This window comes from Paenibacillus sp. RUD330 (assembly GCF_002243345.2).
Classification (GTDB): domain Bacteria; phylum Bacillota; class Bacilli; order Paenibacillales; family Paenibacillaceae; genus Paenibacillus_O.
Genome location: NZ_CP022655.2, coordinates 439,878 through 463,604, shown reverse-complemented (window position 1 = coordinate 463,604; position 23,727 = coordinate 439,878). Strand labels below are relative to the sequence as shown.

General features: G+C 61.2%; 23 protein-coding genes. 10 read left to right on the top strand and 13 right to left on the bottom strand.

The features are described from left to right. Window positions 1-104 precede the first annotated feature (104 nt). Window positions 105-1,190, bottom strand: coding sequence for a helix-turn-helix transcriptional regulator (locus tag CIC07_RS02110; protein ID WP_076358991.1), 1,086 nt, complete (start codon window positions 1,188-1,190; stop codon window positions 105-107). Window positions 1,191-1,340: 150 nt separating this feature from the next. Between CIC07_RS02110 and modA the strand changes: the two genes are divergently transcribed. Further along, window positions 1,341-2,192 (top strand): molybdate ABC transporter substrate-binding protein, encoded by an 852-nt coding sequence (gene modA, locus CIC07_RS02105; protein ID WP_076358992.1) that lies wholly within the window; start codon window positions 1,341-1,343, stop codon window positions 2,190-2,192. Further along, entirely contained in the window at window positions 2,192-2,869 is a 678-nt protein-coding gene (modB, locus tag CIC07_RS02100; RefSeq protein WP_076358993.1) for a molybdate ABC transporter permease subunit, read from the top strand. Before modA ends, modB begins: the two co-directional genes overlap by 1 nt. A gap of 106 nt (window positions 2,870-2,975) precedes the next feature. Here the strand turns inward: modB and CIC07_RS02095 are convergent, their stop codons facing one another. The 4 genes from CIC07_RS02095 to CIC07_RS02080 all read right to left on the bottom strand — a co-directional run bounded on the left by CIC07_RS02095 (window position 2,976) and on the right by CIC07_RS02080 (window position 6,203). Then, window positions 2,976-4,043, bottom strand: a complete 1,068-nt coding sequence (locus tag CIC07_RS02095; protein ID WP_094248310.1) for a tetratricopeptide repeat protein — start codon at window positions 4,041-4,043, stop codon at window positions 2,976-2,978. A gap of 361 nt (window positions 4,044-4,404) precedes the next feature. After that, entirely contained in the window at window positions 4,405-4,680 is a 276-nt protein-coding gene (locus CIC07_RS02090; protein WP_076358995.1) for a GNAT family N-acetyltransferase, read from the bottom strand. 69 nt (window positions 4,681-4,749) lie between these two features. Next, complete coding sequence (locus CIC07_RS02085; protein ID WP_159442449.1) at window positions 4,750-5,535, bottom strand: AraC family transcriptional regulator; 786 nt, start codon at window positions 5,533-5,535, stop codon at window positions 4,750-4,752. A gap of 350 nt (window positions 5,536-5,885) precedes the next feature. After that, window positions 5,886-6,203, bottom strand: coding sequence for a transcriptional repressor (locus CIC07_RS02080; RefSeq protein ID WP_076358997.1), 318 nt, complete (start codon window positions 6,201-6,203; stop codon window positions 5,886-5,888). A 276-nt stretch (window positions 6,204-6,479) separates the two neighbouring features. Between CIC07_RS02080 and CIC07_RS02075 the strand changes: the two genes are divergently transcribed. Next, the gene (locus tag CIC07_RS02075; protein ID WP_083688601.1) at window positions 6,480-8,027 is read left to right on the top strand and encodes an MDR family MFS transporter; all 1,548 of its coding nucleotides are present in this window, start codon (window positions 6,480-6,482) and stop codon (window positions 8,025-8,027) included. A gap of 110 nt (window positions 8,028-8,137) precedes the next feature. Then, window positions 8,138-8,869 carry an MBL fold metallo-hydrolase gene (locus CIC07_RS02070; RefSeq protein WP_076358998.1) on the top strand — a complete coding sequence of 244 codons (732 nt, stop codon included), beginning with the start codon at window positions 8,138-8,140 and terminating at the stop codon, window positions 8,867-8,869. A 205-nt stretch (window positions 8,870-9,074) separates the two neighbouring features. Here CIC07_RS02070 and CIC07_RS02065 read toward each other — a convergent pair whose 3' ends face one another. Further along, the gene (locus CIC07_RS02065) at window positions 9,075-9,482 is read right to left on the bottom strand and encodes a phage holin, LLH family (protein WP_157742005.1); all 408 of its coding nucleotides are present in this window, start codon (window positions 9,480-9,482) and stop codon (window positions 9,075-9,077) included. A 5-nt stretch (window positions 9,483-9,487) separates the two neighbouring features. Beyond that, complete coding sequence (locus CIC07_RS02060) at window positions 9,488-9,784, bottom strand: hypothetical protein (RefSeq protein WP_076359001.1); 297 nt, start codon at window positions 9,782-9,784, stop codon at window positions 9,488-9,490. A gap of 273 nt (window positions 9,785-10,057) precedes the next feature. On the opposite strand from CIC07_RS02060, the gene CIC07_RS02055 reads away from it, so the two are divergent. Further along, complete coding sequence (locus CIC07_RS02055) at window positions 10,058-10,480, top strand: helix-turn-helix domain-containing protein (RefSeq protein WP_076359002.1); 423 nt, start codon at window positions 10,058-10,060, stop codon at window positions 10,478-10,480. Between the two features lie 22 nt (window positions 10,481-10,502). Next, window positions 10,503-10,922, top strand: coding sequence for an ImmA/IrrE family metallo-endopeptidase (locus CIC07_RS02050; RefSeq protein ID WP_083688603.1), 420 nt, complete (start codon window positions 10,503-10,505; stop codon window positions 10,920-10,922). A 246-nt stretch (window positions 10,923-11,168) separates the two neighbouring features. On the opposite strand, the gene CIC07_RS02045 is transcribed toward CIC07_RS02050, so the two are convergent. Further along, window positions 11,169-11,864: a helix-turn-helix transcriptional regulator gene (locus CIC07_RS02045; protein WP_076359003.1), complete on the bottom strand. Its 696-nt coding sequence runs from the start codon at window positions 11,862-11,864 to the stop codon at window positions 11,169-11,171. Window positions 11,865-12,001: 137 nt separating this feature from the next. On the opposite strand from CIC07_RS02045, the gene CIC07_RS02040 reads away from it, so the two are divergent. Together CIC07_RS02040 and CIC07_RS02035 are read left to right on the top strand one after the other, a co-directional pair. Next, the gene (locus tag CIC07_RS02040; RefSeq protein ID WP_076359004.1) at window positions 12,002-13,402 is read left to right on the top strand and encodes an MDR family MFS transporter; all 1,401 of its coding nucleotides are present in this window, start codon (window positions 12,002-12,004) and stop codon (window positions 13,400-13,402) included. 144 nt (window positions 13,403-13,546) lie between these two features. After that, the gene (locus CIC07_RS02035; protein WP_076359005.1) at window positions 13,547-14,839 is read left to right on the top strand and encodes an MDR family MFS transporter; all 1,293 of its coding nucleotides are present in this window, start codon (window positions 13,547-13,549) and stop codon (window positions 14,837-14,839) included. Window positions 14,840-15,030: 191 nt separating this feature from the next. Here CIC07_RS02035 and CIC07_RS02030 read toward each other — a convergent pair whose 3' ends face one another. Beyond that, window positions 15,031-16,209, bottom strand: a complete 1,179-nt coding sequence (locus CIC07_RS02030) for a S8 family peptidase (protein ID WP_157742003.1) — start codon at window positions 16,207-16,209, stop codon at window positions 15,031-15,033. Between the two features lie 292 nt (window positions 16,210-16,501). Further along, entirely contained in the window at window positions 16,502-16,675 is a 174-nt protein-coding gene (locus CIC07_RS02025) for a hypothetical protein (protein WP_157742001.1), read from the bottom strand. A gap of 123 nt (window positions 16,676-16,798) precedes the next feature. On the opposite strand from CIC07_RS02025, the gene CIC07_RS02020 reads away from it, so the two are divergent. After that, window positions 16,799-18,661, top strand: coding sequence for an ABC transporter substrate-binding protein (locus CIC07_RS02020; protein WP_076359007.1), 1,863 nt, complete (start codon window positions 16,799-16,801; stop codon window positions 18,659-18,661). A 330-nt stretch (window positions 18,662-18,991) separates the two neighbouring features. Here the strand turns inward: CIC07_RS02020 and CIC07_RS02015 are convergent, their stop codons facing one another. The 3 genes from CIC07_RS02015 to CIC07_RS02005 all read right to left on the bottom strand — a co-directional run bounded on the left by CIC07_RS02015 (window position 18,992) and on the right by CIC07_RS02005 (window position 22,782). Then, window positions 18,992-20,386 carry a sensor histidine kinase gene (locus CIC07_RS02015; protein WP_076359008.1) on the bottom strand — a complete coding sequence of 465 codons (1,395 nt, stop codon included), beginning with the start codon at window positions 20,384-20,386 and terminating at the stop codon, window positions 18,992-18,994. Then, a complete protein-coding gene (locus CIC07_RS02010; protein WP_076359009.1) occupies window positions 20,383-21,069 on the bottom strand; it encodes a response regulator transcription factor in 687 nt (228 codons plus the stop codon). Before CIC07_RS02010 ends, CIC07_RS02015 begins: the two co-directional genes overlap by 4 nt. 135 nt (window positions 21,070-21,204) lie before the next feature. Next, window positions 21,205-22,782, bottom strand: coding sequence for a BclA C-terminal domain-containing protein (locus CIC07_RS02005; RefSeq protein ID WP_159442450.1), 1,578 nt, complete (start codon window positions 22,780-22,782; stop codon window positions 21,205-21,207). Window positions 22,783-23,083: 301 nt separating this feature from the next. Between CIC07_RS02005 and CIC07_RS02000 the strand changes: the two genes are divergently transcribed. After that, window positions 23,084-23,701 carry a TetR/AcrR family transcriptional regulator gene (locus tag CIC07_RS02000; RefSeq protein ID WP_076359010.1) on the top strand — a complete coding sequence of 206 codons (618 nt, stop codon included), beginning with the start codon at window positions 23,084-23,086 and terminating at the stop codon, window positions 23,699-23,701. Window positions 23,702-23,727 lie beyond the last annotated feature (26 nt).

The following is a 23,727-nucleotide window of genomic DNA, read 5'->3' as shown; positions in this document are numbered from 1 at the left end:
TTTCACCGATGTGCCGATGGCGGCGTCGCGACCGCCAAGGCGGCCGGACCGGGCTTTCCGGACCGGGCTTTCCGGACCGGGCTTTCCGGACCGGGCTTTCCGGTTCAGGAATCCAGCCGCACCTTGCCCGTCTCGGAGCTGTCGCAGCCCGTAATGGCGCCCAGTTCCCTTCGGAACGCTTCCGATTGAAGAATATCCATCAGCTTGCCGATCCATGGAGCGTTCTCCGGCTTTTTGACCACAACCAGATCGTAGCGCTCGCGGATCAGCGGGATGAATTCCACGTTCCCGACCATCGAAGCCGCCTTCTCCATCCCGACTCCCGCGTCCGCATCGCCGGATGCCACCTTGGCCGCCACTCCGAGATGGCTGTTCTGGACTCTTCCATCCTGCTCGAGGGTATGCGGAGGAATACCGAGCAGGCGCAGCTGCTCATCGACGAGCACCCGGGCTCCCGAACCGCGCTCCCGGCTGACGAAACGGATTCCCGGCCTGGCCAGGTCGGCCCATCCGGACATGCCCAGCGGATTGCCCGGCTGTACATACAAGCCCGCGCGGCGAACGAGCAGGTTCACCACCAGCAGCGGGAAGCCGGCAAGAATGCGGGTGATATACGGGAGATTGTACTCTCCCGTATCCCCATCCCATAGATGCGTGCTCACGATATCCGCTTCTCCCTTGTACATTTGGATCAGGCTGTCCAGGCTGCCGGCATGGGAGCGCAGAGGCCTGGTTCCGTTCGCCTTCTCCATGAAGGAAGTCAGCAGATCGAGACTGATGTCCTGTCCGGTGATGACGAGCTGATGCCGCGGAGCAACCGCATGAGAGACTCTGCCCGCTTGCATAGAGGAAGAGCCTTCGCCGGAGCGGACATCTCCGCCGGGAATCCCCCCGCTCCCGTCCTCCGGCTCGTGCCGGCGAACACCCGAAGCCCCGCTCGCCGCATCCCCGCCAGGACCTTCCTTCGCTCCTGCGAAGCTGCTTCCCGCGACATCCTTGAGGCCCAAGACGGCGGTCTGGTTTTTGGACTTCGCCTTATAAGCCTCCAGATCGGTAGCGTCCACGCGCATCTGCTTCCCTACCCGGTAAGCGGGAAGCCGGCCTTTCTTGACAAGGTCGTAGACGGTCAGCTTCGAGATCCGAAGCAGCTGGGCCACTTCCTCGACCGTATAGGATGGTTCCTGATTCATGGTTTGATCTCCTCTTTTGTCCCGCTATCGCTCTATGCCGTTTATTATAGCGGATGATGCCGGTTTAGGGATTTACAGCTTCGCTGCATCTATATATAATCATCCTAATTATAACTAGATCATATAAAACCATACTTGGAGTGAGAGAAAATGCTGAAATCAATACGAATGAAAGCTTTCCTGTTCCTTCTAGCCGGTCTCATGCTGCTTGCTGCCGCCGCTTGCGGCAGCAAGCAAGCCAATACGCAGCCGGACGGCAGCGGCGGCACCTCCGCAGCCGCCTCTCCGCCAGCCTCCTCCGCCCCGCCCGCCGAGCTGACGGTGTCCGCGGCGGCCAGCCTGACCGGAGCATTGGACGAGATCAAGGCCGCTTTTGAAGCCGCCAATCCAAGCATTTCCCTTCATTTCAACTTCGGCGCTTCCGGCACCCTGCAAAAACAGATCGAACAGGGAGCTCCCGCTGACCTGTTCCTCTCCGCTTCGTCCAAAAACATGAAGGCGCTCGTGGATCAAAATCTCGTCGCCGCAGAGGATTCCCGCGATCTTCTCGGCAATTCGCTTGTCGTCATCGTGCCAAAAGGGGCCGACCCAAGCATCTCTTCCCTTGACGCTCTCGCCGGACAGGCTTTCAGCAAGATCGCCATCGGCATTCCGGAGAGCGTCCCGGCCGGACAATACGCCCAGGAAGCGCTGGCCAAGGCCGGCCGGTGGGACGCCTTGAAGGACAAGCTCGTTCAGGCCAAGGATGTGAAAGCCGTCCTGCAGGCGGTGGAAACCGGCAACGCGGATGCAGGCTTTGTCTACCGGACCGATGCGCAGGCTTCCGCCAAAGCAGCCGTCGCCTACGAAGTGGATCCGGCGTCCTATCCGTCCATCCGTTATCCCGCCGCCATCGTCAAAGCGACGAAGCATCGGTCCGAGGCTGAGCGGTTCTATGCGTATCTTCAATCCGAAGATGCTATGGCCGTGTTCAAGAGCTTCGGCTTCACGGATCCGAAATAATGCCGGCGCCGATAGACTGGCAGCAGTTTTGGCCGCCGGTCATCCTCTCTCTGAAAGTAGCTCTGCTGGCGAGCGTTGTCGCCCTCGCAGCCGGCACGGCGGCCGCACGGCTCATGAGCAGATCCAGGTTCAGGGGGAAGCTGCTGCTTGAAACCGCGTTCCTGCTCCCCCTCGTGCTTCCCCCGACGGTCGTGGGCTTCGTGCTTCTCGTGGCGCTCGGCCGCCGCAGCTTCCTTGGCAAGACGATCGAAGCCATATTCTCCGCTCCGCTCGTCTTTACGCCATGGGCCGCGGTCGTCGCGGCCGTCGTGGTCTCCTTCCCGCTGGTCTATCAGACGATGAAGACCGGCTTCGCCGGCATCGAGCCGGAGCTGGAGCAGGCTGCCCGGTCCGCCGGAGCAAGCGAGGGGCAGGTGCTTCGCCACGTCGCCCTCCCGCTGGCTGCCCGCTCCCTGCTCAGCGCTCTCCTGCTCGGATTCGCGCGCAGCCTCGGCGAGTTCGGCGCCACGCTCATGATCGCAGGCAACATTCCCGGCATTACGCAGACCGTGCCGACGGCCATCTACGTGGCTGTCGACGCCGGCCGCACCGCGATGGCATGGGCATGGACCGCCGCCATCATCCTGATCTCCTTCCTCCTGCTGCTCTTCACCGGCACCAAGCCGGCGAAACGCTAGGAACATCAAAAGGCCGGACAACGTCATGTCAATGACGTTGCCCGGCCTTTTTCAACGGCTTCGACGCCGTTCATTGCCGCTGATCACGATCAGGCTATTATTGCTGTTATTTGCCGGCCGGCTGACCCAGCTCGGCTTGCTTTTGCTTGTATACTTCCTGCCATTCTTCCTGGTAGCGGCGGTAGAAGGCCGGATAGCGGAAGCGGAGCTGCAGGATGCCGTGCATCAGCTTCTCGGGCTCGGCATCGATGCGAGAAAGCACTTCCTCCGGAAGGCTCGCGCGAAGGCTGACGGCCGCCTCCTCGTTGAACTCGGCGTAATACCACTCCATGTTGCGGATGGCGATGCCCGGATGAATGCCGGCATCCTTGCGCATTTTTTCCAGCTCTTTGCTGAGTCCATGCATCTCCTGCATCTGCTTGCGCAGCTCGCGGACCTCTTCGTTATGGCTGTCCATGCCGTATGCCAGCTCGGCGTAGATTTCCGCTTCGCGGAAGCGTCCCGCCTGCATGTAGGCCTGGCATTCCAAGAGAAGCACGACGCGGGCGCGGAGCTGCTCGTTCTCGTCGGTGAGCGACTTCAGATAACGGCGGACGCGGAGCTGGATCTTGGCCCACACATCCCACTTCTTGAGGTCGATGACACGATTGACGGCCGATACGACCAGCGGAAGATGGACAACCGATTCCCGGCCTTCTTCCGGCAGTGCCTGCTCGATGATGCTCCACGATTCTTCCTGGCGTCCCAATCTCACGTAGACGGCCGAGAGAAGCGGAACGAAGTCGGCCTCGCGTCCCGGAAGCTTGGCAATCAGAGCTTCCAGCTTCTCGGCAGCGCGGCCGTCATGGCCGAGCGCGCTCAGCTGGCTCGCCACCATGCCCTGGAAGTCGCCTGCCTGCTCCGGATTCGCAGCCATCTGAAGCAGCACTTCCTCCTGCTCCTTGGCGCGGTCCCACTGCTGCTGGGCGATAATCGTGTATACAAGGGCTCCCTGCAAAGGAGCCATCTCCGGTTTGCGTTCCTTCATGGAGGACAGGAACCCTTCCGCCGCCGCATGCTCGCCGGCTTCCAGCGCCTGCCGCGCTTCGCCAAGCATGCCGAGCAGCGCTTCCGCCTCTTCTCCCGGAAGGCCGTTCTCTACTTCACGATCCAGTTCGCCGGAAATTGCCGCCAACAGATTGGCGATTCCTGGCTCTAATGTCCCTGCTTGTGTTTGCGGGGAAGTTTGATTTTCCATGTAAAGGTTCCTTCCTCTCTGCTTCCCGTAAGCAGCCTCGCTGAACGGGGTAAGGGGCTGCCCCATAGGGATAAGGGCAGATTCCCTAGTATTATACCATAGCCGGACCGAGATGCGGATACTGGTAGAATCAACTAGGACTCTCCTATTTGACGCCCTTTGCATGCAATTGGTTGCACGGCAAGCGCAGCCAGCCTCTGCCGGAAGGCAGAGGCTGGCTGCGGACGAAGATAGCTCATCCTATCCTGCAAGACGCGCACGCCCAGAGAACACATCCATCGCCGGGAGCCCCCGGCTCTCAGGCGCGGACGTCGGCGTAATCCTTGCGGCGCTTGAACTGCGCAGCGGCATAGGAGCATGCGGGCTCGATCTTGACGCCGGCTTTCCTGGCGTCGTCGACGACAGCCTGGAGGAGAGTTCCAGCCAGCTGCTGCCCGCGGAATTCCGGGTCCACGAATGTATGGTCGACGATCCATATTCCGTCTGACGGAATATACGTAATTTCTCCTGCGGTCACGCCTTCACGGCGAATGACATAGCCGTTGCCTTCCTTGACCGGCCGATCCTGCGGCATGGGCGCCGCCCCTTTCCCGGGTAACCGTAGAATGCCTTGCCCGTTCATTTTTACCCGGAATCGGCCGGATTAAGCATCCGCGCGGTAATTCGCCGGTCCCGGCCTGCGGAACTTCTCCTTGATCGTGCTGCGCGGCATGACCGGGGCAGCCTGCTTTCCGGGATTTTTCAGCGCCTTGATGTAATCGCTGATGCTGACGCCGTAGTTTTCCTTGAACAAACGCATCAGATGCCGCGGGCTTATTCTCGACATTTCGGCGAGCTTTTTCACGGTCAGCTCCTGCTCATAATGCTGCTCGATATAGGTGCGGACGACTTCCAGCGCCGCATCCAGCTCTTGGTCCGTTCCCGACTGGGCTTCCTTGAACAGGCGATGCAGCAGATCGACGAACACCGATTGTCCGCGGAATCTCTCCAGCATGTCCAGACTGCCCCAGCAGGCGCAGATGGACTTGCACAGGGAGGTGAGCGCCACGGCAGGATAGGCCGCTACTTCCTCTACCCGGGGAAAGGGATCCTGCACGGACTCCGTTGCTCCCCTGTCCGCCGCGGAATCCTTCATCACCGTGAACCGGAAGATGAACATCTCCATCCGGTGCGCCGAATCCGCCGTTGCCCGGAGCGGCTCGCCCGGGAAGCTGATGTACACCGATCCCGCGCGCAGCGGAAGGCTGCGCTCCCCCGCTACAAGCCTGCCGGCTCCCGCCGTCAGGGCGATCAGCCGGAAGTCTCCCTCCCACTCCGGCTTCAGCCTGCCGTTATCCACTTCAATGCCGCATGGAGCGGCATCCCGCAGCTTGAACCACAAATCATCCAGTGTATGAGGCACCGGCGCATCCAGTCTATGTCTCTCCACTCCGCTCATGAGCCTCCACCGTCCTTTCCTGCCATTCCGTAGTCGCCGGACAGCCCGGCGCTCATCTCCGCCGGACGCCGGCCCGGGAAGACGATGCCGATTGTTCCTTCATCATAATTGATAATGATTCTCAATGTCAATTAGAGAAAAACCCCGGCACGGGAGCTTTTCCAGCGTCTTCCTGCATGAGGAATACGCCTTGTTTTCCTTTACGAGCCGTGGCCGGGGAAAGATTGCAGTTTGCGAAAAGCTTCACGCAGCTGTCACAGTTGGGAGCGCTTCACGCACGGTCGCCCTCCTTATTCTTCTTAAGCAGGAAGCCGTTTCCTCCGGCTCAGGCTCCCGGGCGGTTATACCGCCGGAGTCCGGACGGCTTCGTAGCGGCGGGCGCTGTAGCGGGCGTCGAGCTCGCGCACGAGACCGAGCCGCTTGAAGACGCGCAGATAACTGTAGACCATCGTCGCTCCAAGCATGCGGTGGCTGCCCGACAGAATATCCACGAGCTGCTCCACCGAGACACTGGCATCCGAGCTGTATATGCATTGCAAGAGATCGTACCTGGCGGCCGTCAGTGCGATTCCCTTCCTCTCCAGCAGACGCAGCGCTTCTTGAAATCCGGGCGGCATGACGGCTGGATTTTCAAGCACAGAGACAGGCAGACGTTTCATCCTCAGGTCAACTCCTTAAATATAATAAATACTAATTTATAATCATTATAATATAAATGAGAACGATTTTCAAGCAACTGTCGAATCGAAACGGCCGTTCAAACCATTCTTATATGCTTTCAGCAATCCCCGGATCCGCAAGGTCCATAAAGAGACCCGAAGCCGTTCCGCATGGACGCCCCCGAGAAATTCGCCTGCTTTTCCCGCCGTTCACATTCAGTCCATATTCCTTCGGTAAAGTAGCCTCATTCCAATATTGAAGCGAGGTTGATTCCTATGTCCCTGCAGCCATCCGCGGCTTCCGCCGCCCGTCCCGCTGCCGGAGCGGCGACAAGCAGCCGCATCGTGCTCGCGGGAATACTGATCGGGCTGATCTTCTCCGAGCTCGACGAAACGATTGTCACGACCGCCATGCCTACCATCATCCGGGACCTGCACGGCATGTCCCTGTACGGCTGGGTCGCCGGCATCTATGCGCTCGCGCTGACCGCATTCATGCCGATCCTCGGCAAGATGGCCGATCTGTTCGGCCGCAAGAAGATTTATCTCGCCTGCATGGCTCTGTTCATCATCGGCTCCATCGTCAGCGGAGCATCCGGCTCCATGCTCATGCTGCTGGTCGGCAGGGGCATCCAGGGCATCGGCGCCGGGGGCCTCATGCCGATCGCCATGCTGATCATGACGGATATGTATCCCGTGGAGAAGCGGGCCAAATTGATGGCCCTCGTCGGGCCGATCATGTTCATCCCGCAGCTGGCGGGTCCGCTGCTCGGAGGCGTCATTGTGGATGCCATCAGCTGGCATTGGGTATTCTTTATCAATATACCGGTCGGCGTCGTAGCCGCGATTCTAATCGGCAAAGGACTGCGGGAATCCCGGGGCGAAGGCAAGCCGTCCATCGACTGGGCGGGAGCAGCGCTTATCCTGGGCGCCATCGTCTCGCTCCTGCTGACACCCGAGCTCGTCAACATGGGCTCTTATACATGGCATTCGCCGCTTATCGTCGGCCTGCTTGCCGCAGGCGCCGTGCTGCTCGCCGCTTTTGTCCGGGTGGAATCGCGCGCCAAGGAGCCGGTCATTCCGCTGCATCTGTTCCGCAACCGCACGATCGTCGCGCTCGGGGTTTTGATTTTCCTGACGATGCTCGGCATTCAAGGCTCGCTGGCTTCCTTTCCGTTCTATGCCCAGCATGTCATCGGCTTGTCGCCTACCGTCTCCGGCTATATGACGCTCCCTGTCATGGCCGGCGGAATCGGAACCAGCATCGCCGTCGGCTGGGTCATCACCAAGCTCCCCTACAAGGATCTGATCGTAGCGTCGCTGGCGCTGCCGATCGCGGCGTTCGCGATGCTCTCGACGATCCACGCGGGCACCTCCATCGTCTTTATTCTGGCCGCATTCCTGCTGCTGGGCGCCGGCTTCGGCGTGCTGTTCGGCTCCGACAACCTGATCGTTCAGGAATCCGTCGACAAACGGGACGGAGGCAGCGCCATCGCGACGGTGCAGCTGTTCCAGTCGTTCGGCGTGACAATCGGCTTCAGCCTCTTCGGCAGCCTGCTTTCCGGAAAGATCGGATCGGGCATCGCAGGCATCGCGGACCGGCTGCCGGCAGGCACCGAAACCGCCGTCGCATCGGGCGCCATGCCTGACAGCCTGTCCCAGACTCTCGTCGATGCCATCCAGTCCGTTTACGCGAACGCCTTCTCCTTCATCTTCACGCTGGCCGGCATCATCGCCGTCGCCGCCTTCGCCGCGAGCTGGCTGCTGAAGCGGGAGACGCTGACCTCCACTCCAGAGCCGTCCGGCGAGGAGCAGGCCGCTTGATTTCGAGGTGCTCCTGACGCTACACTAGCTGTTGCAGCGAAATAGTTTAGTTCTAAACGATAGCAGGGAAACCGATCCGAAGGATCGCATCCCGCGAGAGGAGAGTAGAAATGAAACTGACCGACCGCATCTCGGCGCTGGTCATCCCCATGCGGGAAGGCCAGCCCGAGAGCGCCATCCACCCCGTTCTGCTCCAGGACGAGGACGGCGCCACGCTGATCGATACCGGCATGATCGGGCAATATGAGCTGCTGGTCCGGGCCGTCGAAGCCGAAGGGCTGCGCATATCCGACGTCAAGCGGGTCATCGTGACCCATCAGGACATCGACCATATCGGCTCGCTGCATGATCTTCAGACCTGCACACCGCACATGGAAGTATACGCGCATGCCGACGAACGCCCTTATATCGAGGGCGAGCTGCCGCTCATCAAGCTCAACCGCGAACGCATGTCCAAAGCGATGCCGCCGGAGCAGCTCGAGGCGCTGCTCGCGAACCCTCCTCGCGGCCATGTCAACCGGCTCGTCGTCGACGGCGAGAAGCTCCCTCTGCAGGGAGGGATTCGGATCATCCACACGCCGGGGCATACGCCGGGACATATTTCCCTCTTCGTGGAAAAGGAGGGGCTGCTCATCGCCGCCGACGCCCTGCGAGTCGCGAACGGGGAGCTGGTCGGACCGAGCGAGCCCGTCACCCCGGATATGCCCGAGGCGCTCCGTTCCTTGCTCAAGCTTGCGGAGCTGCCCGTCCAGCGCGTCCTTTGTTATCACGGCGGCTTGTATGAAAAAGAAGGAATTCCCGCAAGAATCGCAGAGATAGCAGCGGAAGGGCTGCGCGACTGAAGGCAAGAAAAGGGGTGGCTGCAGCGCTTCATGCGCTGCGGCCGCCCCTTTTGCTCCTGCGGATTCTGTTTCCTCCGGTTTTGTTTCTTTCCGGTTCAGCTTCCTCCGGTTCTTCTTCAGGCATGCATCTGCCGAATTTCTTCCGGCTTGTTTCTTTCATCATGCTGCCGTTGCAAAACAGCTCCAGCCTAGCAGCCGCTTCCTATTACTGGCTGTAGCTTTCACCCTTGGGCTTGGCTATCGCTCCCGGAGCCGGCAGTCCCGACCACGGCTTAACCATGGCGTTGTAATCCATGACCGCCTTCTCAATAGCGGCGCGGATCGTATCCGCCGAAGCCGTTATGCCCGTTCCGGCGCATTGTTCCTGGGCGTAGCCGATCGCAAGCGACAGCTTGCGCGGACCGTTGCCGTCCGCAAACGCCGCTTCAGCCAGAGCCGCCGCCTCGGATGCGATGCGATGCAGCGTTTCCCGCTGGTGATCGTTGCGTCTGGCGGTCAAGTATCGGAGCGCCCTGACGCTGAGGATGGGAATCAGCGCAGCCGCCGTCAGCGACAGCAAGACGGCTGCCAGATCGGCCATGAAGCCGGCCCAGTGCTGCCATGCATCTGACAATTTCATCATCGTTCTCCTTTGCTGATGGAAGATTCCAGGACGCCATCCGTCCTTTCGTTGCCGCCTTGCGCAAGCAAGGGCCTCATCATCCCCTCCCTTTCCTTGTCCATTATCGCCTGGAGCCTGTCCCGCTCCTCCTCGGCACGGTCCAGCCTCTCCCTCGGCACAAGAGCTCCCGTTACGATAAGCTTCACCAAATGGAATACCGCCCCAAGCAGCAACAGCAGCAAAACGGCTGAAAGGCCGTATTTATCCGCGACTCGGGCCGTCTGCTCCAACAACTCCAGCTGTCCCGTTTCCATGTGAGTCCGCCTCCCTCAAAAGGCTGGATGGAATTCTGTACTAACTACTCTCCCTCCTCCCATTTCCCTTCTTTCTCTCCGAATGTCAGGCGGCATCTCCTCCTTTCCCGATAAAGATAAGCTGTTTAGATAATTAAATTATCCATTTCGGCAAGGACAGCCCGCTTTCCTTTTTTATGTCGGCTTTACAAGAACGTGTGTTCGTGTTTTAAATATAGACAGCCATTCGCATTGCCGTCAACATTTGGAAGTTCAGAAAGGAGGCTCCCTCCGATGTCGTTCGCAAGGAATCTGCTCCGGCTGCGCGAGGAGAGGGGATGGACCCAATATGAGCTCGCCGACCGCCTCGGCATCAAGCGGGCCCGGTACAACGCCTGGGAGAACGGGCTCGCGAAGCCCAGACTGGACATGCTGATCAAGCTGGCCGGCTTTTTCGAGGTCACTCCCGACTTCCTGCTGGAGCAGGCTGCCCCGGCTCCGATTCCTTCCTGGGCGACGGCGAGAGACCGCCGCGACATCAAGAAATTCATCCAGATGCCCGAGGTCCTCTATTTTGACGGCCATGAATTCTCGGCAGAGGACCGGCAGAAGATGCTGGAGCTCATGGAATCGATCGCCTGGGAGGCCAAGCGGCTGAACAAGGAGGCGCGGAGAAAAGCCGGCTCAGGGGGCGCCGGACCGGGCGCTCCAGACTAAGCTCGAGAAAGGGGCCGCGCGCATGATGAACATCAGACAGCGGACGCGCAGCCTGTTCCGCACCTACGGCGTGACCTGCCCTTTCCGGCTGTCCGAAGAAATGGGGATTTCCGTTCTGCGGCATCCGCTCCCTTCCGGAATGAAAGGCTTTTGCCAGCATGCGTTCCGACGCCGGTTCATCGTGCTGTCCGATCGTCTGGAGGAAGCTGAGGCCGCATTCGTCTGCGCCCATGAACTCGGCCATATGCTCCTCCACAAGGGCTTCAGCCATTCCTTCATCACGCTCCGCACCCGCTTCGTCCTCTCCCGATACGAACGCGAAGCCAATGAATTCGCCGTCAAGCTTCTGACCTGCGGGGAACGTCCGGAGGAGGGAGAGCAGCTTGATTCGTTTTTGCGCCGCTGCGGCATCCCCCCCGGCATGGACAAGCATTTCTGGTAGCGGGGAACTTGAACGGCAAGGAGGGCCACCGAGCAGCACGGCGGACTGAGCAGGGCTGTGCCTGCTTGCTGTCGTGTTCTCTTGCTTTCTTGCTTTCTTGCTTTCTTGCTGTCTTGCTCCCGTTCAAGCAGCGCCGCAGAGGGTCAGTACGCAAACAAAAAAACGCCCCTCGCCGCAAAGGCCCGTCCCTCAAGGAGGCCCTTCACGCCCGCAAGAGGCGTTTCGTGGTTTTCGATCCGTTCATTGTCAACGAGCGGCTGCTCCGCCCGCTCTTCCCGTGTCCGCAATCCGGTAGACGCATCGGCGCCCTCCGGAGAGCATATGCTCCGTGCGCTCGACCTCGACGCCCTCGCCGAGCACGCTGCCGATCATGCCCGTCTCGTACCGGCACAGGCTGGCGCAGGCCGCGGCGGCGTCGCAGATGGGACAGTGCTTCTCCGTGAACAGATACGTTCCGTCCGCCTGCCGTTCGTATTCCGCCATATAACCCTCGGCCGTGCGCGCTTCGGACAGCCGCCGCAGCTTGTCTTCGAGCGCCGGCTCCGTTCCGTCCTCTCCGGGAGGCAAGGAATAGAAGGCGATCTGCTTGCCGTTGCGGACGGAGAGCAGCTTCTCCAGCCCTTCCTCGCCGAAAGTCTCGCGGACGGAATCCATAAGCCCGATGGTCAGCTCGGCGTAGCCGGCAGGGAAGAGCCGGTTGGCCTCCGCCGTCAGGCTCCACAGCTTGGCGGGGCGACCCATCGCGCGGGGCTCCTCCTCGAAGGTGATCAAGGCCTCGTTCTGCAATCCGTACAGATGCTGGCGCACGGCCATGCCGGAGACGCCGAGCATGCCTGCCAGCGTGCCGGCGTCCAGAGGCCCGTGCTGCTTGAGCAGGTTGACGATCGTTCTGCGGGTGCGGGTGGCGCTCGCGCCTTCCTGCTTGTTGTCGGACGGTGACATCTGCTTCTCCCCCTTATGCCGGTCTTCTTGCCGTGCGTCCAGCGTAGTACTTATATAGTAAAGAAATACATTGACAAAGTCAAAGAAAAGCCGTTACGATGCTCCATAGCTGACATCTTACGTAAGGAGGGATACCTGTGTCCCCCGTCAAAACGAATCGGAAAATCGTGACGGCCGGCTTGCTGCTCGGCCTGTTCATCGGGGCGCTCGACGCCACCGTCGTCAGCACCGCGACCAAGAGCATCTCGGCCGACCTTCAAGGCCTGTCGCTGCTGAGCTGGATCTTCTCGATCTACACGCTCACCACATGCGTCTCCACGCCGATCTTCGGCAAGCTCGCCGACCTATTCGGCCGCAGGAGCATCTTCGCCATCGGGCTGCTGCTCTTCGTGCTCGGCTCTGTCCTATGCGGAGCGGCCGGCAGCATGGAGCAGCTCATCGCGTTCCGCGCCATCCAGGGGATCGGAGCAGGCGCCCTCTCTCCCGTCGCCTTCACGATCGCCGGAGATCTGTATCCCGGCGAGGAACGAGGCAAGATCCAGGGCGTTTTCGCCTCCGTGTGGTCGGTAGCCGCTCTTCTGGGGCCTCTTGTAGGCGGCTATTTCGTGGACCAGATCAGCTGGCGCTGGATCTTCTTCATTAATGTCCCGATCGGCATCATCTCGTTCGCGCTCGTATTCGGCTTCCTCAAGGAGACGGTAAGCCGCAGCGGCAAAAAGATCGATTATGCCGGCGCCGCCGCCTTCACCGTCAGCATCTCGGCGCTGCTCTTCGCCCTCCTGACGGGCGGCGAGACTTACGCGTGGGACTCCCCGCTCATTCTGGGCATGTTCGCTGCCGCGGCCGTCTTCCTGATCGTCTTCATCCAGGTAGAGAAAAGAGCCGCCGAGCCGATGCTTCCGCTGGCGCTGCTGGCCGACCGCAAACGCTCCGTGCCTTACACCATGGGCTTCTTCATGTTCAGCGTATCGTCCGGGCTGACGATCTACGCGCCGCTCTGGATTCAGATGCTGCTCGGCAAGTCCGCCACCTTCTCCGGCCTGGCGCTCATGCCGATGTCGATCGCCTGGCCGCTCGCCTCCAATCTGTCGGGCCGCTATCTGCATCGTCTCGGCCCCCGTCCGTTCATCACGGGAGGCGTCATCCTGATCGCCGCCGGATCGCTGCTGCTGCTTGCCCTGCAGCCGTCATCGCCGCTCGCCTATCTCATCTTCATCCTATGCGTCATGGGCTTCGGCATGGGCTGCGTGAACACCCCGATTCTGGTCACCGTCCAGAACTCGGTCGGCTGGGAATCGAGAGGTGTCGCCACCTCGACCAATGCGCTCATGAACGCGCTCGGCCAGACGATCAGCGTCGCGATCTTCGGCCTCGTATTCAACCGCTTCTACCGGGAGGGCGGCACCGCGCTCCAGCTGGAGAACGGCCTGCACATGATCTTCATCTTGCTGCTCGGCTTCGCCGCCGTCAACCTGCTCATGCTGTTCCTGCTTCCTTACGGGCGCAGGACAGATCCGCGGATCGCTGCGGAAGGCTGACCATCCGCACCGGGCAGCAGGACGGCATTTGCGTCCGACCTGCCCTAGAACCATGTCCTAGCGAAGCTTCCTGCTAATCTGCGCATGGCGTCCGCCGCCCGATGACGGGAGCTCCGCCATGCCTGTCTTGAAGGGAGGCCGATCATGAAACTTCGCGACTGGGATTCCAACCTCAAACTGCGGCTCGGGGGAGAGTTCGTCCTGAACATCGTTTTCTGGACGTTCTTCCCGTTCCTCTCCATCGTATTCGCCCGCGCCTTCGGCAAAGGCACGGCAGGCCTGCTGATGGTGCTGTCGCAGTCTCTCGCCGTCGTAGCCAACCTGCTCGGAGGCTACTTCACCGACCGCTACGGCCGCAAGCGGATGATGGTCTTCGCCGCTTCCGGCCAGGCGGTCGGCTACGGCATTTTCGCAGCCGCTTCCTCTTCCTGGCTGCCGGTTCCGGCGCTGGCGTTCGCCGGCTTCACGATTGCCAGCGTGGCCACTTCGTTCTACTATCCGGCCAGCCAGGCGATGGTGGCGGACGTCGTGGCCGAGAAGCACCGCTCGGAAGTATTCGCCGTCTTCTATACGTTCGTCAACATCGCCGTCGTCATCGGACCGCTGCTCGGCTCCGTGCTGTACGTCGGCCATCCCGCCGCCATGCCGGCAGCCGCAAGCGCCGTCTGCGTCACGATGGCTGTCCTCCTGTCGGCCAGGCTGCGCGAGACGAATCCGGCCCAGGCACCCGAGAAAGGGACTCCTGCCTCTTCCTGGAAAGAAGCGATGCGGGCGCAGCTGCGCAATTACCGCATCATCGGCTCCGACCGGGTGTTCCTGCTGTTCATCGCAGCCGGAATCCTGCTGTCGCAGACCTTCATGCAGCTTGACCTGCTGCTTCCGGTCTATCTGGAAGAGACCGTCCATTCCGCAAGCGTATGGAGCAGCTGGGATCTCAAGCTGACCGGCGAGCGGCTGTTCGGCCTGCTCGTATCGGAGAACGGGCTTCTCGTCGCCCTCTTCACCGTCGCCATCGCGCGCTGGTCCTCGCTGCTGAAGGATCGCTGGATCTTCATCGGCGGCGCCCTCTGCTACGCCGCCTCCATGGCGCTGTTCAGCCAGGCGGGCGGCGTCTGGAGCCTCGCCGGCGTCATGATCATCTTCACGCTGGCCGAGCTCATGTGCGCAGGGCCGCAGCAGATGTTCGTGACGAGGCTCGCGCCGGAGAGGATGAGAGGCCAGTATTTCGCCGCCTCCAGCCTCCGATTTACGATCGGGCGCACGCTGGCTCCGCTGTCCATTCCTCTCTGCGGCTTGATCGGCTTCGAGTGGACGTTCGCGCTGCTGGCGCTGCTGGCCGTCGCGGCGGCCGTCCTGTACAAGATCATGTTCGACTGGCATGACGGCGCCGCTCCATCCCCGGACTTGCATGCCAGCGGCAAAACAATCGTCCCTTAGGTACATGTCCGCCGGCAGCAAGCTTCGGACGAACGAGCCGGCGGGGCGCCTTGAAGGCGACGAAGGCAACCCCAAAAAACGGCCCCCATTATAAATGGCGGCCGTTTTTCGGGGTGTCTCACGGATGGGCAAGCCTCCTGAAGCAGTCAATGGCGGGCAAATAATCAGCTCCAGATGATGATCCGGATGGTTTATTCCTCCGATGACGCCCGATCTGCATTCACCCTCCCATGCGCCCAGTACACGCCCGTTCCCACTACAGGATCGGCTGAAGCCAGCAGGCGCTTCCGGATCGCCGAGGCGTCGAGTCCTTGTCCAGCCAGCAGAGCGGCGACGCCCGACACATGCGGAGCGGCCATGGACGTTCCGCTCAGATACGTATAACGTCCGTACATATAAGTCGACACGATCTTTTCTCCCGGAGCGGCCACATCCACCCAGGTGCCGTAGTTGGAAAAAGCCGAATGGACGTCCTCCGCGCCTACGGATCCGACGGATATGACTTCGTCGTAGGCGGCCGGATAAAGCTTGTCCGGGCTGCCGTCATTGCCTGCCGCCGCCACGATGACCGCGCCCTTGGATGCCGCATAGCGGATCGCATCGCGCAGAACCGCCGAGCGGCCCGCTCCGCCGAGGCTGAGATTGATGACCTTCGCCCCTTGATCGGCCGCATAACGGATTCCGGCAGCGATCGTCGCGATCGCCCCCGATCCATTGCGGTCCAGAACGCGCACCGGCAGCACGGCGGCGTCCGGAGCGATGCCGGCGATGCCGATTCCGTTGCCGGTAGCTGCGGCCGCAATGCCGGCTACATGGGTACCGTGGCCGTTCTGATCCTCCGGCGGCTGTCCGGGCTGCACGAAGTCTTGTCCAGCCAGCAGCTTGGCCGACAAGTCGGGATGGCTCCCATCCACTCCCGTATCCACGACGGCGATGATGACGGAAGCATGGCCGGAAGCCTTGTCCCATGCCTGATCCGCATGAATCAGCTTGGGACCGTATTGGAGCGGATAATAGGCATCGTTCGGCGTCTGGCAGCTCCGGTAAATATAATTCGGCTCGGCGTATTCCACCTCCGGATGCTCGTGGTAGGCGTCGCGCAGCAGACGCGCGCTGCGGGAGGCTCGTCTGCCTTTGACATGATGCAGCTTCCCGCTTCCGCGCTCCGCGATGATCTTGCCGCCGCATTGCTCATGAACCCGGTAGCGCGCCTCATGCGCCACTCCGTCATGAAACTTCACGAGCAGCTCGCCGGGCTCGTGCTCCGGCATGCTTCTCTCTAGTATCCACCCTCGCCAAGCCGCGCCCGACCATGCGGCAGCAGCCAAAACCGCCGCCCCTGCGGCAGGCAGCCATGTCATGACATCCATTCCGACCACGCTCCTTCGACCTTGCAGCCTTGACTGCCCTATTACTCTATGGATGCCGGGGAAGCATGGCATGGATGGATGCCTTTGAATCTATTAAATATGCGAATGCCCGAATCCGGGCCATCAAAAGAGGAAAGGATTGCCTTGGCGTTTCCCCTTTACACAAGCAAACAAAAACCCTCCTGTACCGGAGCGCCCGGCAGGAGGGCTGAAGGCTTGCTTATGATTTCTCTGTCTCTATGCCCGATTCCGGCAAGGGCGCGGCAGCCCGGCGAAGATGCGGCAGCCGCCATCATTTCCGGATCAAGGCGCCGAATGCCGCCAATGCATGCCATCTCCTCTTGACCGGCCGCCGTACCGCTGCCGGGCCTTTTTCAATGTCTTCCCACATTCGGATCGGGTTCTCCCCTCTCATCTCCGATTGTTTCAGCTCCGCCATTTTTTCCATGAAATACTCTTCCATCATCCATCATTCCTCCTCGGCTTCCTTGCTTTTATTATGCTCTGTGCAAAAAGGGTTAAAAAGCGTATAATCACCTCAACACTTTTCCCCTTTTAACCATCCGCACCGCAGAGGAGGCCAACCTCAATGTATGCTCAGGAACGCTACTTGACCCTGCTTGGCCGATTTTTGGGTGACGCGGACTCGGCCCTGCCGGTCGAAGCGACGCTCGAGGATATTGCCGCGGCGCTGTTCTGCACCCCGCGCAACGCCAAGCATATTCTCCGCAAGCTGGAAGACGAGGGGCTGATCCGGTGGCTGCCGGGCAGAGGCCGCGGCCACCGCTCCAAAATCGCCTTCTTGGCCGACAAGCGGGATTATCTGCTGGAGCTGCTGCGAAGCCATGCAGGCAAAGGCGACTACAAGCAAGCCTTCGAGCTGATGGAAGGATACGGCAACGAAGCCGAGAAGGCCGAATTCATGACGTGGCTGGACGGCAGCTTTGGGTACCGCAAGGAACAGGACCAGGGAGGAGCCTATGCGGCCGACACGCTCCGCTTTCCCGTCGTCTCGTCCTTCGAGACCTTCGATCCGGCACGGATCAACTATGCCCTGGACGGTCATCTGGCCCGCCAGATCTACGACCGCCTCCTTCAGTTCGACGATGTCGAGCAGGTCATGCTGCCTGGAGCCGCCCATCACTGGACCTCCAGCGACGACGCCAGGGAATGGACGTTCTTTCTCCGGAAAGGCATCCGGTTCCATCACGGTCCGGAGCTGACGTCCGCCGACGTGAAGTTCACCTTCGACCGGCTTCGAGCCTCCGCGCACAACGGCTGGCTGATGAGAGGCGTGCACGAGATCGAGACGATCGGCCCTCGCGTCGTCCGCTTCCACCTCCGCAAGCCGAACCATATTTTCAGCCGGTTCGTATGCGCCGCTGCCGCTTCGCTGCTGCCTGCCGGCTTCGGCGGACGCGACGAGCAGGAGTTCTGGAAGCTGCCGTCCGGCAGCGGACCTTTTCGGATGACCCAGGCAAGCGACAGCTGCGTGGAGCTCGCCGCCCATCCGTCCTATCATCTGGGCCGGCCCTACCTCGACGGCGTGGACATCGTCATCATGCCGAAGGACTTCCGGCCCCGGATCGAAGGCACGCCCGAAATCTTCCGGCCTCGGGACGGATCGGGTAAAAGCTGGGCGCGGGAGCACGCCTCCGCCACGGCCGACTGGCTCGCGCTGCAAAGGCTGTGCCGCGGCTGCACTCTCCTGTCCTGGAATCTGCGGCGCAGCGGCCCCCAGCAATCCGAGGCCTTCCGCCGAGCGGTAAGAATGATCTTGGATCCCGTGCGGTTGGTCGCCGATCTGGGAGGCGACCGCGCCCTGCCGGCCTACAGCTTTCTGCCCGAGGTCAGCATGGCGCGCACGCCCGAGCCGCCGCGGACCGAGCGCATCCGCACGGCTTTGCGGGATTCGGAGTATGACGGAGCTCCTCTGCAGCTCATGGCCAACCCCAAGTACGGCGAAGATGTCCAGTGGATCCAGGAGCGGCTCCGGGAATGGGGCATCGAGATCGAACTGCGGCTCAGCCCGACTGCTTCCTGCCGGAATACAGGGACGAATGGAGCCGATCTCACGGTTTTCGGCCTGGTCCTTGCCGATGATGAGGTCGATGAAATCGAAGCCTACGAGCATGGCAGCTGCGTCATGTCGAACTACTTCGACGAAGAAAGAAGGGCCTGGATCCGGGAGCGCGTTGATGCCGCCCTAGCCGAATCTCTGCCGGAGAAGCGCAGCCAGATCATGAGGCAGATCGAGGAGCAGCTGCGCGACGAGGCTTCGCTGATCTTCCTTCATCACCAGCAGCTCCAGACCTACCTGCATCCCAGCGTCCAAGGCGCCAGGCTGAACACGCTCGGTTGGATCGACTTCAAGGAAGTCTGGCTCGAGAGCTGCCTGGACGTCGGCGGAGGCAGGGAAGCCGGAAAGCCGCTGTCCGGCTCCTTGAGCTGAAAGAGACGGAAGCATCCACAGCAAAGACCCGTTCGCCCAAGACGAACGGGTCTTTGCTGTGGGAGATCACAAGGCCGGCACAAACCTGCTGGTCCGCAACCCAGCCAAGGCCGTCTTGCCAATCATGGCCGCTGCACGAGCCAGGGCCGTCTTCGCCATCATGGCCGCTGCACGAGGCAGGGGACCGTCTTGCAAGCCATGGCAACCCATAGGCTGCTGCAGAATCTATGGACCGGATCTATAGGCCCTAATCCGGCAAGCCAGCGGCAACATTCGGCGGAGGGGCAGCCCATCGGAATTCATTTCGGCCCGAAGCTGCCGTACGCAACGCTAGAGGGGCAGCCGCACCTTCATGACCGTCCCCCGCCCGAGCTTGCTCTCCGCCTCCACGGAACCCCCGTGCAGGTTGACGATCCGCTTCACGATGGACAATCCGAGCCCGCTGCCGCTGCCTCCTTCTCCATCGTGGCGGCGCGATTTGTCCGCTTTGTGGAACCGCTCGAAGATGCGGGATAGCTCATCCGGCGCGATGCCCGGACCCGTATCGCGGACCGATACGCTCCAGAAGCCGCCCTCTTGACTGAGCTCGATGCCCAGGACGCCTCCCCGGCCCGTGAATTTGACGGCATTGCCGATCAGATTCAGCCACACCTCGTACATGAGGCTCTGGTCGGCGGTCACGGTCGTCTCGGGCAATTCCAGCTCCAGCTGGAGCTCCTTGTCTGTCCACTGCCACTCCAGCATGAGGAGCGCTTGGCGAAGCTGCTCATCCAGCCGGTATGGCTGCCGGTCCAGCACCCGCTCCTGCCTGTCGACGTCGGCAAGCATCAGCAGCTGGCGGCTGAGCGAGGACAGCCTCCGGCTCTCCTCGTCGATGACGGTCAGATAACGCCGGGTCTCCAGCGCATCCGGGGCCGGCTTGCTGTCGAGCAGGGTGCGGATGAAACCCCGGATGGACGTCAGCGGCGACTGGAATTCATGGGACACATTCGCCACGAACTCCTGGCGCATCCGGTCCAGATCGCGGATGGACCGAGCCATCGTCGAGAAGCGGCGGCCGAGCTCGCCGATCTCATCGCGCCGGGACGTGTCGATGCTCACCTCGTAATCGCCTCCGGCGATGCGCTGCGCCGCTCTCGTCAGCCGCTTCACCGGGTGCACGATGAGGCTGCTCAGGGCGGCGATCAGCAGCAGGCTGATGCCGAACGTGCTGACGAGCAGCACCGCCACGATGACGCGCACTTCCCCGATCTGGCGCTCCAGATCGGGACGGATGAAGACGGCAGCCGTTCCTTCCTCCGTTTTCAGCGGGAAGCCGTACGTATTGCGGGCGCTGTTCTCGAAGTAGGCGAACAGCTTGAAGCGCCTGTTCTCCTCCGACATGCCATGGTAAGCGCCCCCCTCCCTCACCTTCTCCACCTGGCTTGGGGATGGAAACCGCTCGTGGCGGAAAGGGGTCCCATAGGCGCGCTTGTCGCCTGATGGACCGACCGTATACAGCTGGTAGCCAAGGCCCGCGATGCCTCCGAGCAGCGTCGGCAGATCCTCCTGCGGCGCTCCGTCATGCAAGGCCCTGACTTGCTCCGCTGCCTGCTCCATGTTCGCTTCGTTGTTGGCGTTGAGCCGGTAATCGTAATAGAGGCTGGTGAGCAGCATGCCTCCGATGCTGCTGAGCAGCGCGATCAGGACAAAGGTAAGGACAATGCGGAAATACAGGCTCTTCACGAAAGGCCGCCCCCGGTCTCCAGCTTGTAGCCGAGGCCGCGGATCGTCGTGATGACGAAGTCGTCCCGGTAAGGCTCGAATCTCTCCCTCAACCGCTTCACATGCACGTCGACGGTCCGGCTGTCTCCCTCATAATCCGTTCCCCAGATCATGGAGATGAGCTGCTCCCGGGTATGGATGCGGCCCGGCTGGCTGGCCAGCTGGGCCAGCAGCTGGAATTCGCGCAGCGGCAGGACGATGCTCTGCCCTGCGGCATCGACCTCATAGCTTGCGCGGTCAATCGTCACTCCCCCCAGCCGGATGACCTCCGAGCTGGCCATCCGGTACCGACGCAGCAGCGCCCTGATCCGGAACAGCAGCTCCTGCGGCTCGAACGGCTTCACGAGGTAATCGTCCGTTCCGGCCTCGAAGCCCTTCTCCTTGTCGGCCATCGTTCCCTTGGCGGTAAGCAGAATAACCGGCAAGTCGTACTGCCGGCGGATCTCTTCCGTGAGCTCCAGCCCGTCCTTCAAGGGCATCATGACGTCGACGACGGCCAGATGCACCTGCTCGGCCTCCAGCACGGATACGGCTTGCCGTCCGTCCGCGGCTTCGCTCACGGCGTAGCCCTCGCGCGTCAGCACGAGCCTCAGCAGCTCCCGGATATGGGAATCATCGTCGGCGACGAGAATATGGATTCGCATGCTTGACAGCCTCCGCATCGGAAATAGGTTCAATGTCCGTATCATGCCTGATCGGCGGCGGGAAAGCAACCAAGCGCTGGACAAGCAAAAAAGGAGCCGCCCGGCAAAGGCTTGGCTCCTCTCTTATCGTCAAAGCTAGCCGACCTTAACCAGCGTCAGCGCGGCACCCTGGCTGCCGGCCTTGATGATTACCGTCTGCCCAGAGCCCGAGTTGTTCGCGACTCGCAGGCTGACCTGATTTCCAGCGTTCAGATTCAGGAGTCCGGTTCCCTGCCAGATATAATCTTCAAAGTCCGGCGAGGTCGTCAGCTGCGGAAGAGGCATGCCGTCGACTACCACGCCTACATCCAGGTTCGCATTCTGGGTCGTGCGCAGCGAATAGGACACGTAGTACCAGCCGCTGGTCATCACGGTGATGGTGTCCGCGCCGTGAAAGAAAACCGAGTCCGAAGCGGTAAAACCCGGCAGCGGCACAAGCATCGATGAATTGGAATTCAAGGGAACGTTCATGCCATTCGTATTATAGGCAAATACGGACGCCGTGAAAGCCGGCCCTGCATCGCCTTTGTCGCCTTTGGCGCCTTGAATGCCTTGAACGCCTTGAGTGCCTTGAACGCCTTGCGGACCAATCGCTCCCTGAGGGCCTGCCGCTCCAGCGGGTCCTGCCGGTCCTGCTGCGCCGGTGTCTCCTTTGTCCCCCTTGGCACCGGCATCGCCTTTGGCTCCTTGAGCTCCCGTCGGGCCTGCCGGTCCGGCTGCGCCTGTGTCGCCCTTATCGCCCTTGGCTCCTGCAGCTCCCGTCGGGCCTGCCGGTCCGGCTGCGCCTGTGTCGCCCTTATCGCCCTTGGCTCCTGCAGCTCCCGTCGGGCCTGCCGGTCCGGCCGCGCCTGTGTCGCCCTTATCGCCTTTGGCACCTTGAGCCCCCGTCGGGCCTGCCGGTCCGGCCGCGCCTGTGTCGCCCTTATCGCCTTTGGCTCCTTGAGCCCCCGTCGGCCCAGCCGCTCCGGCCGCGCCTGTGTCGCCCTTATCGCCCTTGGCACCTGCAGCTCCCGCCGGTCCCGTCGCTCCGGTGGCGCCCGTTGATCCTGGCGCGCCTGTGGAGCCGGTTGCTCCAGCCGCTCCCGGATCCCCTTTATCCCCTTTGGCTCCCGTATCGCCTTTCTCGCCTTTATCCCCCTTTTCCGCGGAAGCCGGAACGGAAGGCTCTTTCTTGCTTTGCAGGGTCAGCTGTTTCGCGGCGGCATTCCATTCAACCGATACGCCCAAGGCCATAGACAGCGCGCGTACAGGCAAGTACAGCGTGCCGTCAAGCGAGAGCGGCAGCAGCTGCTTTCCAGCGGCGTCGGCCAGCTTGGTCTCGACTCCGTTCAGATAGAAGGCGACCGCAACCGGTTCCGCTGCGACCTGCTTCCCTGCAGGAACCGATTCAACCGCTTCGGCGGAGGCTGAATTCTGCTGGCTCGTGAGATAGACCGCTTTCTTCGAGCTGTCCCAATCCGCTTGAATCCCTGTCGCGGCGGCAATCGACCGAAGAGGCACATACAGCGTTCCACTGACATTGATGGAATTCGCCAGCATCCGGCTTTCTCCGACGACGATTGGAGTATGGCCCGTCACGGCTTGCTGCTTCGGCGCAGCGCCGGCGACTGCCGCTGCCAGTACAGAAGCGAGCAGCAAAGCGGATACGGCTGCGCTCGTTTTTTTCAACAACATCGTTAATCCCCCCAAGAGTGTATAAATAAGTTCTCGAATGATGATTCCGCCCAATCCCAATTGAAAAGCAGCATAAAAAGGATGTACAAGACTGGAAATCGAGAGCCTGAATATCATTCCGAACCGTATAAATATACCATTGCCTTTTATTTTTGAATATATCTCCACGGAAATGCACCTGCAACACCACTAAAGGCGGTGATTGGAGGCGCAATCGCCGCGACCAGCCGAAATCCTTCCTCTTTGCCTGCCAAAATACTATACTTGCAAGAGAATAATACGGTCAGAAAGGAACCCTCCCATGACACCTAGCAAAACCGATCCGCGCGTGCTGCGTACACGCCGGCTGCTGCGCGAAGCTCTCGTCCAGCTCATGGAAGAGCGTGGAATGGACAATTTCTCCGTCCAGGAGCTCGCGGATCAGGCGACCATCAAACGAGCCACCTTCTATTTGCATTACGAGGACAAGCAGGCCTTGCTGGATGAATATATCGGCGAGCTTCTGCAGGAGCTCCGGGATGCCGTCTCGACCTCCGAAGCCGATGGCGAAGGGTTCGATTATCTCCGGGGAGAGCCTCATCCAAGCTTCGTGAAGCTGTTCCATCATATAGCCGAGCGTTATTCCGTCTACTATGCCATGCTGGTCCGCAACCGCGTACCCCAGCTTGCTTCGGGAATGCTCCACGTCATCCACGACTTCGTGTCGGACGGAATGGCCTTCGCCCAGCCTGACGACAGCCTGCTCACGGCCAGGCGCGAGGTTGCCGTCAAATACGCGGAAGCCGCCATTCTCGAGGTCGTCATCTGGTGGATCGAGAAGCAGATGCCGTACGAGGAGAGGGATATCGCCGCCCAGCTGATGAATCTGTCCATCCTCGGTCCCTATAAGGTGCTGCCTCAGCAGAAGCCCCGGGCCTGAGGCTGCAGCAAAAAAGCAAGGAGGAC

Bases quoted from the DNA above. Each gene is read 5' to 3' on its own strand.
- CIC07_RS02110 (WP_076358991.1), bottom strand. From the start codon at position 1,190: ATGAATCAGGAACCATCCTATACGGTCGAGGAAGTGGCCCAGCTGCTT.
- modA (WP_076358992.1), top strand. From the start codon at position 1,341: ATGCTGAAATCAATACGAATGAAAGCTTTCCTGTTCCTTCTAGCCGGT.
- modB (WP_076358993.1), top strand. From the start codon at position 2,192: ATGCCGGCGCCGATAGACTGGCAGCAGTTTTGGCCGCCGGTCATCCTC.
- CIC07_RS02090 (WP_076358995.1), bottom strand. From the start codon at position 4,680: ATGCCGCAGGATCGGCCGGTCAAGGAAGGCAACGGCTATGTCATTCGC.
- CIC07_RS02080 (WP_076358997.1), bottom strand. From the start codon at position 6,203: ATGAAACGTCTGCCTGTCTCTGTGCTTGAAAATCCAGCCGTCATGCCG.
- CIC07_RS02075 (WP_083688601.1), top strand. From the start codon at position 6,480: ATGTCCCTGCAGCCATCCGCGGCTTCCGCCGCCCGTCCCGCTGCCGGA.
- CIC07_RS02070 (WP_076358998.1), top strand. From the start codon at position 8,138: ATGAAACTGACCGACCGCATCTCGGCGCTGGTCATCCCCATGCGGGAA.
- CIC07_RS02060 (WP_076359001.1), bottom strand. From the start codon at position 9,784: ATGGAAACGGGACAGCTGGAGTTGTTGGAGCAGACGGCCCGAGTCGCG.
- CIC07_RS02055 (WP_076359002.1), top strand. From the start codon at position 10,058: ATGTCGTTCGCAAGGAATCTGCTCCGGCTGCGCGAGGAGAGGGGATGG.
- CIC07_RS02050 (WP_083688603.1), top strand. From the start codon at position 10,503: ATGATGAACATCAGACAGCGGACGCGCAGCCTGTTCCGCACCTACGGC.
- CIC07_RS02045 (WP_076359003.1), bottom strand. From the start codon at position 11,864: ATGTCACCGTCCGACAACAAGCAGGAAGGCGCGAGCGCCACCCGCACC.
- CIC07_RS02035 (WP_076359005.1), top strand. From the start codon at position 13,547: ATGAAACTTCGCGACTGGGATTCCAACCTCAAACTGCGGCTCGGGGGA.
- CIC07_RS02030 (WP_157742003.1), bottom strand. From the start codon at position 16,209: ATGGATGTCATGACATGGCTGCCTGCCGCAGGGGCGGCGGTTTTGGCT.
- CIC07_RS02025 (WP_157742001.1), bottom strand. From the start codon at position 16,675: ATGATGGAAGAGTATTTCATGGAAAAAATGGCGGAGCTGAAACAATCG.
- CIC07_RS02020 (WP_076359007.1), top strand. From the start codon at position 16,799: ATGTATGCTCAGGAACGCTACTTGACCCTGCTTGGCCGATTTTTGGGT.
- CIC07_RS02010 (WP_076359009.1), bottom strand. From the start codon at position 21,069: ATGCGAATCCATATTCTCGTCGCCGACGATGATTCCCATATCCGGGAG.
- CIC07_RS02005 (WP_159442450.1), bottom strand. From the start codon at position 22,782: ATGTTGTTGAAAAAAACGAGCGCAGCCGTATCCGCTTTGCTGCTCGCT.
- CIC07_RS02000 (WP_076359010.1), top strand. From the start codon at position 23,084: ATGACACCTAGCAAAACCGATCCGCGCGTGCTGCGTACACGCCGGCTG.